Source organism: Pseudoduganella sp. GW821-FHT11H04, from assembly GCF_058807935.1.
The window spans coordinates 120,464-134,889 of the sequence record NZ_JBXARE010000008.1 but is presented as its reverse complement, the minus strand read 5'-3'; the positions used below and the strand labels follow the sequence as shown (position 1 = coordinate 134,889).

Genomic DNA, 14,426 nt, shown 5'->3' with positions numbered 1-14,426 from the left:
GCGGGTTTGAGAAATATCAAGCCTTGGGAGAGAGCTCTTGACCGTCGCCAACAGCTTCGATCGCGTCCTGGAATTCAGCCAGGTCTTCGAAGTTTTTGTAGACGGAGGCAAAGCGGATATAGGCTACTTTGTCGAGCCGCTTGAGCTCGGCCATGACGAGTTCGCCAACGTAGACGGAATCGACTTCCCGCTGGCCACTGGTCAGCAGCTTTTCCTCGATGGAGGAAACCGCCTTATCAACGGACTCAGCAGCGACGGGACGTTTGCGCAAGGCCAGCATCAGGCTGGCCCGCAGCTTATCGGCCGAGTACTCGGTGCGGCTGCCGTTTTTCTTGACCACGTAAGGCATGGTCAGTTCGATCCGCTCCCATGTGGTGAAGCGCTTGTCGCAGTTCACGCAGCGCCGGCGCCGCTTGATGGCGTCCCCCTCCTCCGACACGCGGGTGTCGAGGACCTGGATATCATCGTGCTGGCAGAACGGGCATTTCATTGATGGAGCGTCTCTTATTATGTAATGAAAAAGCGCCGGACCTTACGATCCGGCGCCTCGATAGTACCAACCGCGTGCTTAGGCGTAAACAGGGAATTTATCAGCCAGCACCTTCACAGCGGCTTTCACGCGCTCGATGGTTGCTGCGTCGTGCGGGTTGTCCAGCACGTCGGCGATCAGGTTGCCCACTTGTTCCGCTTCGGCTTCTTTGAAACCGCGGGTGGTGAACGCTGGCGAGCCCAGGCGAATGCCGGAAGTCACGAATGGCTTTTGCGGGTCGTTAGGGATGCCGTTCTTGTTGCAGGTCATGTGAGCCTGGCCCAGGATCGCTTCCGCTTCTTTACCGGTCAGGTTCTTGGCGCGCAGGTCGACCAGGAACACGTGCGACTCGGTGCCGCCGGACACGATGCGCAGGCCGCGCTTGATCAGGGTCTTTGCCAGCACGTCAGCGTTCTTCACCACTTGCTGCTGGTAAGCCTTGAATTCTGGGGTCAGCGCTTCTTTGAAGGCCACTGCCTTACCAGCGATCACGTGCATCAAAGGACCGCCCTGGATGCCAGGGAAGATCGCGGAGTTGATGATCTTTTCGTGTTCGGCTTTCATCAGGATGATGCCGCCACGTGGGCCGCGCAGGGACTTGTGGGTGGTGGAGGTCACGAAGTCGGCGTGCGGCACTGGGTTCGGGTACAGGCCAGCGGCGATCAGGCCGGCGTAGTGAGCCATGTCGACCATGAAGTAGGCGCCAACGGCTTTAGCGACTTTAGCGAAACGCTCGAAGTCGATCTTCTTGGAGAAGGCCGATGCGCCGGCGATGATCAGCTTTGGCTTGTGTTCTTTCGCCAGGACTTCCATTGCGTCGTAGTCGATGTCTTCTTCAGCGGTCAGGCCGTAGGAAACAACGTTGAACCATTTGCCGGACATGTTCAAAGCCATGCCGTGGGTCAGGTGGCCGCCTTCTGCCAGCGACATGCCCATGATGGTGTCGCCTGGTTTCAGGACAGCAAAGAACACGCCTTGGTTAGCCTGGGAACCGGAGTTAGGCTGCACGTTCGCGGCTTCGGCGCCGAACAGCTGCTTCACGCGATCGATCGCCAGTTGCTCGACGACGTCCACGTATTCGCAGCCGCCGTAGTAGCGCTTGCCTGGGTAGCCTTCGGCGTACTTGTTGGTCAGCTGGGAGCCCTGGGCTTCCATGACGGCTGGCGAGGTATAGTTCTCAGATGCGATCAGCTCGATATGGTCGTGCTGGCGCTTGTTCTCGTTCTGGATAGCGGCAAACAGCTCCGCGTCGACGTTGGCGAGGGTGTGATCTTTTGCGAACATGAAATTACTCCAGTTTTTTAAGGCAGATTGGATCGAATTGGGAGCCAAAAGGCGACAAGGCAGCCAAATCGTACGATTCCATCGTGGCTGCCCAGGCGAACGGCTGTTTGATATCTCACGTTCCCCGGTGGTTGCCCACCTCTCACCAGCGGCGCCAAGCTGCCTGCTAGTTTTTCGCCAGTTACGTGAGACCGTAATGGAGCCAAGATTGTAATTTAAGTGGATAAATCCGGCAATCGTTTGGCTGGATTCGGCTGATTTCGCGTTTGATTCGGCCTAAACCCGGTAAATCTGGGTCTGACCCGCAGGGTCAGACCCCGTCTGCTCGACCGCCACCGCTGGGTTTTAGGACTTTGACTTTCGCCGAAGGTCCAAAGCCTTACCCCAACACCAACGGCAGTTGATCTGACGGGGTCTGACCCTGCGGGTCAGACCCCGCCCTACCGGGTTTGGCGTTAGAATCCGTTCATTAATATTGGGAGTTCGACCATGATCGTGTTAGTTACCGGCGCAACCGCCGGTTTTGGCGCCGCGATGGCGCGCGTTTTCGCCAAGAACGGCCACAAGGTCATCGCCGCCGGCCGCCGTGTCGAGCGCCTGGAAGCCCTGGCCGCTGAACTCGGCCCCAACCTGCTGCCGCTCAAACTCGACGTCACCGACAAAGCCGCGATCAACACCGCCCTTGCCTCGCTGCCGGCGGAATGGCAGGAAATCGACGTCCTGATCAACAACGCCGGCCTGGCGCTGGGCGTCAAGGGCGCCCAGGAATCCTCGCTCGACGACTGGGAAACCATGATCGCCACCAACTGCACCGGCCTGGTCACCATCACCCACGCCCTGCTGCCTGGCATGGTGCAGCGCGGCCGCGGCACCATCATCAACCTGGGCTCCGTCGCCGGCGCCTACCCTTACCCGGGCGGTAATGTATACGGCGCCACCAAGGCCTTCGTCGAACAATTCACCCTCAACCTGCGTGCCGACCTGATCGGCACCGGCGTTCGCGCTACCAATATCGCACCCGGCCTGTGCGGCGGCACCGAATTTTCCAATGTCCGCCTGAAAGACGACACGGCCGCAGCCAAGGTCTACGAAGGCACCACCCCGCTGACACCCGACGATATTGCGAACACGGCTTTCTGGATTGCAACATTGCCGCAACACATTAATGTAAACTCCATTGAATTGATGCCAACCTGCCAAGGATTCTCCCCATTTGCCATTAAACGAAGCTAAAATGCCGCCCCATATAAGGGAAAACCGTAAGCAATTGTTACGAGATTGTGCAAACAGCGATTGCGCCAACTTATTTGGCGTAAAATGTTGCCGATTCTCACTTAGTAGCTTTTCTATCTATGTCGTCTGAGTTCATCTGGGATGTCCGTGTTTATTACGAAGATACGGACGCCGGCGGAATTGTCTATTACGCGAACTATTTGAAGTTCTTCGAGCGCGCACGCACTGAGTGGTTGCGCTCCCTCGGCGTCAACCAGGATGTCCTGCTGCGAGAGCACGACGCCATGTTCGTTGTCAAAAATGTCAGCGCGGACTACCACGCGCCGGCTCGACTGGACGATGTAATAAAATTGACGCTTCGTATTGCTAAACTGGGCCGCGCATCGATCCAGTTCGTACAAGAGGCGTGGTGCGGCGACCGCCTGCTGAATAGTGCCCACGTCAAGGTTGGCTGCGTTGATTCGGCCCTGCGCCCGCGCGCCGTGCCCGACGCGGTTGCAGCCCTTATGTGCGCATAATAATTAGATCGAAAACAATGAACGTCACTCAAGACCTCTCCTTCATCTCCCTCATCGCCAACGCGCACGTGATCGTCCAATTGATCATGGCGCTGCTGCTTGCGGTCTCCGTCATCAGCTGGACCTACATCTTCAAGAAGCTGTTTGATGTGCGCGGTGCACGCAACCAGACCATCGAATTCGAAAAGTCCTTCTGGGCAGGCGGCAACCTGCACGCCCTGCACGCCAGCGCTGGCAGCAATCGCGCCAACAGCGGCGCCCTGGCCCGCATCTTCGAAGCCGGCATGGGTGAATTCATCAAAGGCAAGCAAGCCGCTGCCACCAGCCGCGACATGAATATGGGCGACGTGCTCGATGGCGCCCGCCGCGCCATGCGCGCCGCCTTCCAGCGCGAGATGGATGCACTGGAAGCGCACCTGGCCTTCCTGGCTTCGGTCGGTTCCGTCTCCCCTTACATCGGCCTGCTCGGTACCGTATGGGGCATCATGAACGCCTTCCGCGGCCTGGCCAATGTGCAGCAGGCGACGCTGTCGGCTGTGGCGCCCGGCATTGCCGAAGCGCTGATTGCAACTGCTATCGGCCTGTTCGCTGCAATTCCGGCCGTGGTGGCGTACAACCGCTTCTCGCACGATATTGACCGCCTGGCGATCCGCTTCGAGAGCTTCGTTGAAGAATTCTCGAACATCCTGCAGCGCCAGTCCCGTTAAAAGGCGAAACAGAAGATGGCATCCTCCTTCTCCAGTGGCCTGCGCGGCAGCCGCGGCGGCCGCAAGCTGAAGTCCGAGATCAACGTCGTGCCGTATATCGACGTGATGCTCTGCCTGCTGATCATCTTCATGGTGATGCCGACCTCGAACAACCCGAGCTCGATCGACCTGCCGCACGCGGAAAAAGCGTCGCGCCCGCCGGATGCCTACATCCAGGTGCAGGTAAAGCCGAATGGCTCGCTGATGATCGGCATCGCCGGCAAGTCGGCCGACGCGCCGGAAACCGAACCGAATCGCGATGCCCTGGTGCGCAAGCTGCGCGCCCTGCACGAACAATATCCTGAGTACCCGGTGCTGATCGCCGGCGACAAGGAAAGCAAGTACGACGATGTGATCACTCTGATTTCCGAAGCGAAGAAGATGGGGATTAACCGCGTTGGCCTGGCGACCAAGTAAGGCATGGCAATGACGATGGCAACTGCAGGCGGTCCATACCGTGTACCCAAACGGCACGGCGGTACGCGCGCGTTTGCGCTTGCGCTGGCCATGCACTGCGTGCTGTTTGTGTTCCTGTGGGTTGGCATCCGCTGGAATAACGACCCGACCGGTGTCGACGCCGAGATCTGGGACGTGACCACGCAGATGGCCGCGCCGAAGGCCGAGCCCGAACCGGAGCCGGAACCCGAGCCGGAGCCAGTGCGCCCGCCGCCGGTCGCGCCACCTCCTCCGCCGGAAGTGGTGAAGCCGCTGCCGAAAGAGCCGGACATCGCACTGCAGAAGAAGAAAGAAAAAGAGAAGAAGGAAGCCGAAGAGAAGAAGCTCGCCGAACAGAAGAAGAAACTGGAAGACGAGAAGAAACGCCTGGCCGATCTCGATAAGAAGGAAAAGCTGGAGCAAGAAAAAGCCAAGAAACAGGCTGAACTGAAAGAGAAGGAAAAGCTGGCCAAAGCCCGTGCTGCTGAATTGCAGCGCATTACGGGCCAGGCCGCGGCCGGCTCCACCGGCACGGCAGCCAAATCCACCGCACCGCGACTGGATGATGGCTACAAAGCTGCGATTGTGACGCGCATCCGAAGCTTCCTGAACTACCCAGGTGACGAAGATGTCGGAGCGGTCTATACCATCACGCAGCTGCCGTCAGGTGAAGTAATGGGCGTACGCAGGGTAAAATCCAGCGGCGTTCCGGCTTACGATGCAGCGATCGAAAGCGCAATCCGCAATGCCTCCCCCCTGCCCAAGCGCAAGGACGGCACGGTGGACCGCGAGATCACGGCAACCTTCAAACTCAAGGAAATGCGGCAATAAGGATGCAGAGAATGATGAACAACGCAAAATATCTGATGGTACTGGCCGGTGCGAGTTTCGCGCTGTCGGCGCAGGCGCAGCTGCAAGTCGAAATCTCCGGCGTGGGCAGCAACCAGATTCCTGTGGCGATCGGCCCTTGCGCCAATGAGGCCGCGGCGCCCGCCCAGATCTCGCAAATCATCAAGGCCGACCTGACCCGCAGCGGAATGTTCAAGGTCATCGACATCACGCCGACCAGCAACCTGATGCAGGTCGATGCGACCGGCCTGAAGTCGCTCGGCGTTGAAGCCGTAGCCGCCTGCGCCGTGGTGCCTGCCGCGAATGGTTATTTCGAGGTGCAGTACCGCCTGATCTCCACCCAGGGCAAGGACTTGTCGGCCCTGAAGACCACGGTACCGAACCAATACGGCCGCCTGGCTGCGCACAAGCTGTCCGACGACATCTATGAAAAGCTGACCGGCATCAAGGGCATCTTCTCGACCCGTATCGCCTACGTAGTCCAGCAAGGCAAGCAGTACCGCCTGGAAGTGGCAGATGCCGACGGCGAAGGCATCATCCCGGCCCTGACTTCAACCGAACCGATCATCTCCCCTGCCTGGTCGCCGGATGGCACCAAGGTGGCCTACGTATCGTTCGAACAGCGTAAGCCGGTGGTGTATGTGCAGGACCTGCGCACCCGCCAACGCACCGTGATCGCCAACGAAAAAGGCAATAACTCGGCGCCAGCCTGGTCGCCGGATGGCAAGCGCCTGGCCGTCGCCCTGTCCAAGACCGGCAACACCCAGATCTTCATCGCCAATGCCGACGGCTCCGGCCTGCGCCGCCTGACCAATGGCAGCACCATCGACACCGAGCCGCAATTCAGCGCCGACGGCCAGTCGATCTACTTCACCAGCGACCGCAGCGGCGGTCCACAGATTTATCGCATGAGCGTCGATGGCGGCGAACCGCAGCGCATGACGTTCGGCAGCTCGTACAATATCAGCCCGCGCATTTCGTCTGACGGCAAGACGCTGGCTTATATTTCGCGGCGCGATGGCGGCGCCTTCCAGCTGTTCACACTGGACCTGGAATCCCGCCAAGAGCAACGCCTGTCCGACACCACCAGCGACGATTCACCGAGCTTCGCTCCGAATGGCAAGTACATCCTGTACGCCACTCAGAATGGCGGCCGCCGCTCGCTGGCTGTGGCATCGACAGACGGCCGGGTTAAGCAGCGCCTGAGTATTCAGGCGGGCAATATCAAGGAACCCACTTGGGGTCCTTTCATGAAGTAAAGAAGTAGAAGAAGTAAACGAGAAGTAGCACCTTTAACGACCAGGAGAAATAAAAATGCGTAACGTAAAACACGTAGCCTTCATCCTCAGCACCGCCGCCCTGCTGGCAGCTTGCTCGACCCCAGCACCAGAAACCAAACCACCAGTCGTGGAAGAAAAGCCAGTGGCTCCAGTAGTTAAGGAAGAGCCACGCGTGGTTCAGCCAGTGCAAGCACAAGTTGACGAACTGGACGTACCAGGCGGCAAGCTGGCTAACCGTTCCGTGTACTTCGACTTCGACAGCTACGTTGTTCGTGAAGACGGCAAAGAAGTGGTGTCGAACCACGCTGGCTACCTGGGCAAAAATCAGCGCGCTATCCTGATCCAAGGTAACACCGACGAACGCGGCGGCTCCGAGTACAACCTGGCCCTGGGCCAGAAGCGTGCTGAAGCTGTGCGCAAGTCGATGGCAGCCCTGGGCGTGCCAGAAGCTCGCATGGAAGCCGTGTCCCTGGGCAAAGAAAAGCCAAAGGCTGAAGGCCACAACGAAGAAGCATGGTCGCAGAACCGCCGTGCCGACATCGTTTACAAAGCTAAGTAATCTACTAGCTTAAACATGCCGCACAAGGGGCAGCGCGCAGTTTATACTGCGCCCTGCCCCATTTCTTTTTTTGTGCAAGGAAGAAAAATGAAATTCACCAAGTCTGCCCTGATGGCAGCCCTGTTTGCCGCCACCCTGCCACTGACCGCCTCCGCTGGCATCTTCGACGATGACGAAGCACGCAAGGCCATCATGGACCTGAAGTCCAAAGTCGCCAAGCTGGAAGCGGACCTGAAAGTCCTGATCGATACCAAGACCGACAAGAACACCACGCTGGACATGATCTCGCAGCAGGAACAACTGCGCGAAGAAGTGGCCCGCTTGCGCGGCCAGACCGAGATCCTGCTGAACGAAATCCAGGTCGCGCAAAAGCGCCAGAAGGACTATTACACCGATCTCGACGCGCGCCTGAAGAAGCTGGAACCGCGCCAGGTGACCATCGACGGCCAGACCTCCTCGGTCAACATGGACGAACAGAACGCGTATGACAATGCGATGGGGCTGTTCAAGAGCGGCGATTACAAAGGCGCCGCCAACTCGCTGGGCGACTTCGTGAAGCGCTTTGGCGCCTCCGCTTACGCCCCCAATGCGCAATACTGGCTGGGCAACGCCTACTATGCCCAGGGCGACTGCAAGAACGCCATCACCGCGCAGCAAATGGTCGTAAAGACCTGGCCGGACAATCCAAAGGCCGCCGACGCCCTGCTGAACATCGCCAGTTGCCAGACCGAGCTGAAGGCCACGGCCAATGCTAAAAAGACATTGCAAGAGTTGATCAAGAACTATCCAGGCACCCCTGCCGCCGCTACGGCCAAGGACCGCCTCAAAGGCAAGTAAAAAGTTCTAGCGAGCATTTGACAGCTGGGCTGGTCCAGCCTATAATCTCGCTTCTTCTTTCGACGGGTCGTTAGCTCAGTTGGTAGAGCAGCGGACTTTTAATCCGTTGGTCGCAGGTTCGAGCCCCGCACGGCCTACCATTCGAATAGAGGAACCTTGGGTCGTTAGCTCAGTTGGTAGAGCAGCGGACTTTTAATCCGTTGGTCGCAGGTTCGAGCCCCGCACGGCCTACCAAGATACGCAGAGAAGCCCCCGAATTTCGGTTCGGGGGCTTTTTTGTTTCTGGCCTCCGCTTATTGACCGGCAGCGACCATCGGCGAGGCGCCCTTCAGTTGGCGCTGCAACTGCCCCTTGGCCACCTCAAGCGCCTCATCCGGCTTCGTTGCGACATCCGGGATGACACCAACTCCCTCCCAGTTCGATTGGGTAATTGGGCTGATCGTGCGTGCGCTTGGAATAAAGATCACCAGATGGTCGCCGAGACGATATGGGCGCGAAGGGTGCGCTCCACCCCAGGTGCTTTCACCGATCACCGTGGCGCGCTTCATTGCCTGCATTGTGTAGGCGAAGTCTTCGCCGGCGGATTTTGTGCCAGGGCCGACAAGAATAAAGACCGGCTTCTTGCCGCCATAACGCTTGCCGCCGAGCTTATCCAGCGTCCATTGCTGCGTGGTGACGCCGGTATCGCGTTCCCACAAGTCGTTGAGACGCGTGCGCTGGTCTACGAAATAGCTGGCCAGCAAGGCGACGGTTTCCGGTCCGCCACCGTTATGTTTACGCAGGTCTATGATGAGGCCATCGGTGTCGGCGAGTTTATCCATCGCCGAGGCGTACTTTTCGTTCACGAGGAAATCAGGTGGGAACGAGGAGAATTCCAGGTAGCCGATATTGGGGCCCAAGTGATCGACCTTTTCCAGGCCCAAGTTTGAGACATGGCTGTACATGCGCACGAAGAGCGGGGCTTGTTTATCCCATTCCGCCCGCGTGGTTGGGCGCGGCCCCATGGAATTGTCTGGCGGCGTCACATCCGGGCTGAAAAACACCGTCATATGCTTGTCATGGACTACGCCGTCGATGTCGTCCGACAACTGGTCTGACAGCTTATCGGCATCGGTGATCCCATCGTATTTTCCCTCCTGCTGACGCTGGCGCAGGACCACTTCGATTTGCTTGGCTTTGTCTGGGAATACATAGTGGGCATTCAACTTCGCCACCAAGGTATCGATTGCCTCTTGGCGCATTGCGCCATCAACCACCACCGTCGGCTTAGGCATCCACATCGGCTTGGTGGCGACCGCTCCAATCACGGCCAGCATCAACAACGTCGGTATGACGATCCATTTCTTTTTCATTGCTTTCCTCTCAATTATGGTACGCGGCGTACTTCACCAATTTGCAAAGAAGTGAATGGAGAATAGCAAGTAATGTTTATTTATTTGTAACACTTTGTAGCAACACCAGCCGTGGTGTCGGATTTCTTTACAGTATGCCCAGATACTTCGGATCAACTTGTTTCCCGCATGACATAAGTAACTGATTTGCAATGGAATTTATTTTCTGGCACGGAAAGTGCTTATCACTTTGCAAAACTTGTTAACCCCCTAATAGGAACCTTTTTCATGAAGAAACAAATTCTGGGTATCGCAGCAATCGTAGGTGCACTGGCTCTGTCGTCCGCACAAGCAACCAACATCGACTTCAGCCAAGCTGCTGAAGGCGGTTCCTACACCTACAACTACTCCCAGTCTTATAACGGTCCAGTGTCCTACACCGCGCAAGGCTTCCAATTCGCAGCGGTTGGCGACGAAGGCCACTTCCACGAAGACTACTTTGGCGCTGGCACCGTGCTGATGCACGACAACTCCGGTAACAATCCAGATTCCTGGACCCTGACCCGCGTTGGTGGCGGTCTGTTTGACCTGGTAAGCTTCACCACCGTTGCCAACACCGGCACCACCCTGCATTGGTCGACCAACCTGAATGCCGCAGGCGCCGACGCTGTTGACGGCCTGAACAACCTGAGCCTGTTCGGCATCACCAGCCTGTCGTTCAAGCTGGCAAACCCATACGCGTTCGGCGGCCTGGACCAGATCGTTGTGAACGAAGCCACCCCACCAGCAGGCGTGCCTGAGCCAGCAAGCCTGGCCCTGCTGGGCCTGGGCCTGGCTGGCATCGGCTTCTCCCGCCGCAAGCGCGCTTAAGCTGAACTGAGAGTCATTGAAAAAGCCCACGAACTTCGGTTCGTGGGCTTTTTTTCATTCTCCACAGCCGCTCAGCCGGGAATCCGGGCAATGACTTTGATTTCGAAATCGAAACCTGCCAGCCAGTTGACGCCTACAGCGGTCCAGTTTGGATAAGGCGCGCTCGGAAAAATCTCGCTCTTAATAGCCAAGACCGTATCGAATTGGTTCTCAGGGTCCGTGTGAAAGGTCGTTACGTCAACGATGTCACCCAACCCGCATCCTCCTGCCGCCAACGTCGCCTTCAAGTTCTCAAACGCCAGCCTTACCTGGGCCTCGAAATCGGGCTCCGGGGCGCCATCCTCCCGGCTGCCGACCTGGCCGGATACGAACAGTAAATCGCCGGAGCGGATCGCTGCCGAGTACTTATGGACAGCGTAAAGTTCGTGCCTTCCAGCTGGAAAAATGGATTCGCGCGTTTTCATTTGGTCTGCTCCTTGTGTTGTTGAACGCGACCACTATAACCTTGTCAATTATTCGAATAAACCACAGAATCGCTGCTACACTGTTTGGAAAAATCAAATTATCAGCAGGGGCTCGGCGATGGACAAACTGGAAGGGATGCGGGCATTCGTTCGCGTTGTTGAGGCTGGCAGCTTCACCAAAGCCGCGGAAACACTGGACGTCAGCAAGACCACGGTTACCCAGCTTGTGCAGCAGCTGGAAGCCGAACTGCGCCTCAAGCTGCTCAATAGAACAACACGCAAAGTGAACGTAACGACAGCCGGGTCCAATTATTACGAGCGCGTGATCCGCTTGCTGGCCGATCTTGAAGACATCGAAAGCAATGTACTCGGCGAATCAGCCGCGCCTCGCGGCCTGCTACGGGTGGATGTACCCAGTCCATTTGCTAACATCATCCTAGTGCCGGCACTGCCCGACTTCCACGCCCGTTTCCCCGAGATCCAGCTTGATATCGGCGCCAGCGACCGTAAAGTTGACCTTATCGGGGACAACGTCGACTGTGTGGTGCGCGGTGGGGAAATTGAAGATGTTTCGCTCGTTGCCCGACGTGTCGCTGACCTGCATTTAGGCGTCTATGCCGCACCCTCCTACCTGGCCCAGGCTGGGGTGCCCACCTTGCCAGGCGATTTGCACGGCGACGGTCATCGTATCGTCCACTACCGTTGGGCCAACGGTTTGCCATACACGATGGAGAAATCCGGAGAACGCGTGAAGATCGGTGGCCGCTACTTCCTTGCGATCGACGATGGCAATGCTTATCTGACCGCAGGACTTTCCGGCCTTGGCGTGTTATGGCTGCCGCAGTATATGGCGCGAGCGCACGTTGCCAGCGGCGCGCTCGTGCAGCTCTTCACGGATTGGCGAATCGAGCCGATGCCGCTCCACGTGGCCTATCCGCCCAATCGTTATGTCCGCAAAAAGCTTCGCGTGTTCATTGACTGGATCATCGAACTGATGGCAGCGCATCAATAGGACAGGAGACGGCGTCTTATGCGCGCTGGGTAGCGCTGGAGGTGCGGGGAGAGGATTGCAACAGGCGGCCAAGCGGGATCTCAACCCAGCGATGGAAGGCGGCGCCGGCGGCGAGGCTGGCGCCCCAGGCGGTCAGCATGCCGAGGCCTTGCAGCTCCGGATCGGCCGGCACGAAGCGCGTGAAAGCGGCGTTCACCAGCAGGCAGACCGGGAAGTGAATCAGGAAGACCGAGTATGAGGTGCGCGCCAGCGAATTGATGGCGGTCCAGATACGGCCGCCGTGCGAGATCTCGGCGCGGCCACAGATCACCAGCGCACAGGCCACCATCATGGCCAGCGCCAGGCGGCTGCGGAAGTTTACGGCCAGCGCCACCAAGGCTGGCAGGAAGATCGCCGCCTGCACCAGCACTGCGCCGCGTGTCTTGCGGCGCGGATCGCCAGCCCACCATGCGGCCAGGCCCAGAGCATAGCTGCCGAAGAAATATGGGCCCCAGTTATCCAGGTCGGAATTCAGGTTGAAGTACAAGACCGAGAAGCCGCCAACGACGGCGACCATGCCCGGCACCAACCATGCGCGGCGCACGGGGCCCGAAATGCGGGCAGCCAGCCACAGGATGCCGACCATCATCGCGTACAGCTGGAAGTCGATGGCGACATACCAGGCGCCTGCCGACAGCGAGGGATAACCCAGCACGCCATGCGCCAGGGCGGCGTGTGCGGCCAGCTGGCCCACGGTCGCAGGGGCGGAAATCGAGTCGTGCTCCATCCACTGGCTCGCCAGGGCGGAAGCGGCGGCGGCGATCAGGGTGGCCGCGATGAAGGGTGGCGCCAGCTTGGCGTAGCGGCGCCAGATCGCACCGACCGGCTCAATCATGACCGGCTGCGCGCTAGGGGAAAGGGATTTGGCCGCCAAAAAGCCGCCCACCACCAGGAAAACCTGGACGGCAAGGCGCGCGCTTCCAGCCAACCAGTCGATCAGGTCCGGAAAAATAAGCCGGACATGGTCGGCCATGGGGCCGTAAAACGCCAGATGGTGCAGCACAATTAACTGCGCTGCAACAGCCTTTAACAAATTAATCACGCCATACTTCATTACGCCTGCTGCCGACTTTACCAAAGGTCGACATGATACAGGAGCTCGACAGCAAGCGGCGCGCGCCTAGCAGAATCTAAGTAACTAGATGTTACGCCGCCTTGCCTTCCGACTTCTTGAACGGGCTGCGATCCGGGGCTTCATCGTGGTCGATATTGAGCAGCAGGTGCTTGATGACCTTATTCAGCAGGGGCTGGCGGTGGCGGATCAGGACACCGAATGCTTCCGGCTTCGCGCCCAGCGCCGCTTTCGGTTCCAGCGCGGTGCGGCCATAGGAGATGCGCTTGCAACCCAGGGCAATGGCGTCGGCGATACCTGCGTGCAGCAGGCGCAGGTAGATCGGCAGGTCGGCCGCCGCTTCGCGGTCAAAGCCGACGTGGAAGGCGATGGCCGTCGCGCCGTCTGCGATGGTGACCAGGAAACCCAGCATCTTGCCCTCACGCTTGACGATGCTGCAGCGGAAGCGCTCCCCTACAGCTTCCTGCAGCGCGGGGAAGTATTCCGGCAGCAGCTCAAATGGACGGAAGCCGGCATTCACCTGCACCGCTTTATACAGTGCGTGGATTTCGTGCTGCATTTCCGCCATGCCGCTGAAGTGCTCGATCGTGCATTGCGCCTGCTCGATCGGTTTCAGCACGCCATTGCGGACGTTGGCGCGGTATTTGGACGCCAGGCTCGCCAGGTAATCGTCGTAGTTCTTCCAGTCTTCGCCAATGGTCAGCACCATATTCGGCTCCGTTTCCACGAAACGGTAGCTCAGGTTCTTGAGGAAGGAAGCGTCGTCCACCTGCGGCCCGTGCAAGTCCTTGATCATGACGAAGTTCGCTTCGCCCGCCAGCTTTTCGGCCTGGCGCACGCGATATAGCACTTCGGCTACGCCATGCCATGCGAGCTCGGGATCGACGCCGGGCGCAAAGGCAATGCCATGCTGGCCGAAGGTCAGCAGGTTGCCGCAAGTGAGAATGCGCTGGCGCAGGGTCTCGCCGATTGCGCCGAGCGATGCCTTGCTGGCCTGGGCCAATTTGATTTCGGCGATCTGCATATAGATCGCTGCCACCGGCTGCTCGTCTTCATACACCAGGGCGTAGCGCGGGTCGAGGTTCGATGGCAGCACGCCTTCGATGCGGCGCAGGTAGTCATAGGAGAGGAAAAAGCCTGCGTTTTCCGTCAGCCCTTTCCAGGCTGCGGCATCGAGCATGCCGATTGAGTCGGCGATCGCATAGCGCAGTTGGGCGGGGCCGCGCAAGCGCTTGCGTACCTCACGGCGTTCGGACAAGGCGGTTTTGACTGAGCGGAGCTTTTGCTGGATTTTCATTCTTACCAAATTAGCAATCGACGGTGCAGTCTATCACCACAAACAACAATTGTGCCGATTATGTCAGCGGA

The 14,426-nt window shown here is 58.6% G+C and carries 16 protein-coding genes, 2 tRNA genes and 1 riboswitch; of the genes, 12 read left to right on the top strand and 6 right to left on the bottom strand.

What is annotated here, in order from left to right:
- Window positions 1–16: 16 nt before the first annotated feature.
- Window positions 17–490, bottom strand: a complete 474-nt coding sequence (gene nrdR / locus AC1RTP_RS18465; protein WP_155452295.1) for a transcriptional regulator NrdR — start codon at window positions 488–490, stop codon at window positions 17–19.
- A gap of 78 nt (window positions 491–568) precedes the next feature.
- The gene (gene glyA, locus AC1RTP_RS18460; protein WP_498609295.1) at window positions 569–1,813 is read right to left on the bottom strand and encodes a serine hydroxymethyltransferase; all 1,245 of its coding nucleotides are present in this window, start codon (window positions 1,811–1,813) and stop codon (window positions 569–571) included.
- A gap of 82 nt (window positions 1,814–1,895) precedes the next feature.
- Window positions 1,896–2,008: riboswitch (ZMP/ZTP riboswitch) on the bottom strand.
- A 294-nt stretch (window positions 2,009–2,302) separates the two neighbouring features.
- On the opposite strand from glyA, the gene AC1RTP_RS18455 reads away from it, so the two are divergent.
- From AC1RTP_RS18455 to AC1RTP_RS18410, 10 genes are all read left to right on the top strand, one after another.
- Entirely contained in the window at window positions 2,303–3,046 is a 744-nt protein-coding gene (locus AC1RTP_RS18455; RefSeq protein WP_498609294.1) for an SDR family oxidoreductase, read from the top strand.
- Window positions 3,047–3,165: 119 nt separating this feature from the next.
- Window positions 3,166–3,564 carry a tol-pal system-associated acyl-CoA thioesterase gene (ybgC, locus tag AC1RTP_RS18450; protein WP_498609293.1) on the top strand — a complete coding sequence of 133 codons (399 nt, stop codon included), beginning with the start codon at window positions 3,166–3,168 and terminating at the stop codon, window positions 3,562–3,564.
- A gap of 17 nt (window positions 3,565–3,581) precedes the next feature.
- Entirely contained in the window at window positions 3,582–4,271 is a 690-nt protein-coding gene (tolQ, locus tag AC1RTP_RS18445) for a protein TolQ (RefSeq protein ID WP_498609291.1), read from the top strand.
- Between the two features lie 15 nt (window positions 4,272–4,286).
- Window positions 4,287–4,727, top strand: coding sequence for an ExbD/TolR family protein (locus AC1RTP_RS18440; RefSeq protein WP_498609289.1), 441 nt, complete (start codon window positions 4,287–4,289; stop codon window positions 4,725–4,727).
- Between the two features lie 9 nt (window positions 4,728–4,736).
- Window positions 4,737–5,576, top strand: a complete 840-nt coding sequence (locus AC1RTP_RS18435; protein WP_498609287.1) for an energy transducer TonB — start codon at window positions 4,737–4,739, stop codon at window positions 5,574–5,576.
- A 14-nt stretch (window positions 5,577–5,590) separates the two neighbouring features.
- Entirely contained in the window at window positions 5,591–6,853 is a 1,263-nt protein-coding gene (gene tolB, locus AC1RTP_RS18430) for a Tol-Pal system beta propeller repeat protein TolB (protein WP_498609542.1), read from the top strand.
- 55 nt (window positions 6,854–6,908) lie between these two features.
- Entirely contained in the window at window positions 6,909–7,433 is a 525-nt protein-coding gene (pal, locus tag AC1RTP_RS18425; protein WP_498609286.1) for a peptidoglycan-associated lipoprotein Pal, read from the top strand.
- A gap of 87 nt (window positions 7,434–7,520) precedes the next feature.
- Window positions 7,521–8,270 (top strand): tol-pal system protein YbgF, encoded by a 750-nt coding sequence (gene ybgF / locus AC1RTP_RS18420; RefSeq protein ID WP_498609284.1) that lies wholly within the window; start codon window positions 7,521–7,523, stop codon window positions 8,268–8,270.
- 64 nt (window positions 8,271–8,334) lie between these two features.
- Window positions 8,335–8,410: transfer RNA gene (locus tag AC1RTP_RS18415), tRNA-Lys, on the top strand.
- Window positions 8,411–8,428: 18 nt separating this feature from the next.
- Window positions 8,429–8,504 (top strand) — tRNA-Lys (locus AC1RTP_RS18410).
- Between the two features lie 59 nt (window positions 8,505–8,563).
- Here the strand turns inward: AC1RTP_RS18410 and AC1RTP_RS18405 are convergent.
- Window positions 8,564–9,622, bottom strand: coding sequence for a S41 family peptidase (locus tag AC1RTP_RS18405; RefSeq protein ID WP_498609282.1), 1,059 nt, complete (start codon window positions 9,620–9,622; stop codon window positions 8,564–8,566).
- 267 nt (window positions 9,623–9,889) lie between these two features.
- Here AC1RTP_RS18405 and AC1RTP_RS18400 point away from each other — a divergent pair, with 267 nt between their 5' ends.
- The gene (locus AC1RTP_RS18400) at window positions 9,890–10,471 is read left to right on the top strand and encodes a PEP-CTERM sorting domain-containing protein (protein WP_498609281.1); all 582 of its coding nucleotides are present in this window, start codon (window positions 9,890–9,892) and stop codon (window positions 10,469–10,471) included.
- 71 nt (window positions 10,472–10,542) lie between these two features.
- Here the strand turns inward: AC1RTP_RS18400 and AC1RTP_RS18395 are convergent, their stop codons facing one another.
- Entirely contained in the window at window positions 10,543–10,935 is a 393-nt protein-coding gene (locus AC1RTP_RS18395) for a RidA family protein (RefSeq protein ID WP_498609279.1), read from the bottom strand.
- A 118-nt stretch (window positions 10,936–11,053) separates the two neighbouring features.
- Between AC1RTP_RS18395 and AC1RTP_RS18390 the strand changes: the two genes are divergently transcribed.
- The gene (locus AC1RTP_RS18390; protein ID WP_498609278.1) at window positions 11,054–11,947 is read left to right on the top strand and encodes a LysR family transcriptional regulator; all 894 of its coding nucleotides are present in this window, start codon (window positions 11,054–11,056) and stop codon (window positions 11,945–11,947) included.
- A gap of 16 nt (window positions 11,948–11,963) precedes the next feature.
- On the opposite strand, the gene AC1RTP_RS18385 is transcribed toward AC1RTP_RS18390, so the two are convergent.
- Both AC1RTP_RS18385 and AC1RTP_RS18380 read right to left on the bottom strand, forming a co-directional pair.
- Window positions 11,964–13,028, bottom strand: coding sequence for an acyltransferase family protein (locus AC1RTP_RS18385; RefSeq protein WP_498609276.1), 1,065 nt, complete (start codon window positions 13,026–13,028; stop codon window positions 11,964–11,966).
- Between the two features lie 103 nt (window positions 13,029–13,131).
- A complete protein-coding gene (locus AC1RTP_RS18380) occupies window positions 13,132–14,355 on the bottom strand; it encodes a GNAT family N-acetyltransferase (protein WP_498609274.1) in 1,224 nt (407 codons plus the stop codon).
- Between the last annotated feature and the right edge of the window lie 71 nt (window positions 14,356–14,426).

What these genes read in the sequence shown, in the direction of transcription:
- AC1RTP_RS18380 (WP_498609274.1), bottom strand. Translation starts at nt 14,355, where the DNA reads ATGAAAATCCAGCAAAAGCTCCGCTCAGTCAAAACCGCCTTGTCCGAA.
- tolB (WP_498609542.1), top strand. Translation starts at nt 5,591, where the DNA reads ATGAACAACGCAAAATATCTGATGGTACTGGCCGGTGCGAGTTTCGCG.
- AC1RTP_RS18390 (WP_498609278.1), top strand. Translation starts at nt 11,054, where the DNA reads ATGGACAAACTGGAAGGGATGCGGGCATTCGTTCGCGTTGTTGAGGCT.
- AC1RTP_RS18400 (WP_498609281.1), top strand. Translation starts at nt 9,890, where the DNA reads ATGAAGAAACAAATTCTGGGTATCGCAGCAATCGTAGGTGCACTGGCT.
- ybgF (WP_498609284.1), top strand. Translation starts at nt 7,521, where the DNA reads ATGAAATTCACCAAGTCTGCCCTGATGGCAGCCCTGTTTGCCGCCACC.
- nrdR (WP_155452295.1), bottom strand. Translation starts at nt 490, where the DNA reads ATGAAATGCCCGTTCTGCCAGCACGATGATATCCAGGTCCTCGACACC.
- AC1RTP_RS18405 (WP_498609282.1), bottom strand. Translation starts at nt 9,622, where the DNA reads ATGAAAAAGAAATGGATCGTCATACCGACGTTGTTGATGCTGGCCGTG.
- AC1RTP_RS18395 (WP_498609279.1), bottom strand. Translation starts at nt 10,935, where the DNA reads ATGAAAACGCGCGAATCCATTTTTCCAGCTGGAAGGCACGAACTTTAC.
- AC1RTP_RS18455 (WP_498609294.1), top strand. Translation starts at nt 2,303, where the DNA reads ATGATCGTGTTAGTTACCGGCGCAACCGCCGGTTTTGGCGCCGCGATG.
- AC1RTP_RS18435 (WP_498609287.1), top strand. Translation starts at nt 4,737, where the DNA reads ATGACGATGGCAACTGCAGGCGGTCCATACCGTGTACCCAAACGGCAC.
- ybgC (WP_498609293.1), top strand. Translation starts at nt 3,166, where the DNA reads ATGTCGTCTGAGTTCATCTGGGATGTCCGTGTTTATTACGAAGATACG.
- tolQ (WP_498609291.1), top strand. Translation starts at nt 3,582, where the DNA reads ATGAACGTCACTCAAGACCTCTCCTTCATCTCCCTCATCGCCAACGCG.
- pal (WP_498609286.1), top strand. Translation starts at nt 6,909, where the DNA reads ATGCGTAACGTAAAACACGTAGCCTTCATCCTCAGCACCGCCGCCCTG.
- glyA (WP_498609295.1), bottom strand. Translation starts at nt 1,813, where the DNA reads ATGTTCGCAAAAGATCACACCCTCGCCAACGTCGACGCGGAGCTGTTT.
- AC1RTP_RS18440 (WP_498609289.1), top strand. Translation starts at nt 4,287, where the DNA reads ATGGCATCCTCCTTCTCCAGTGGCCTGCGCGGCAGCCGCGGCGGCCGC.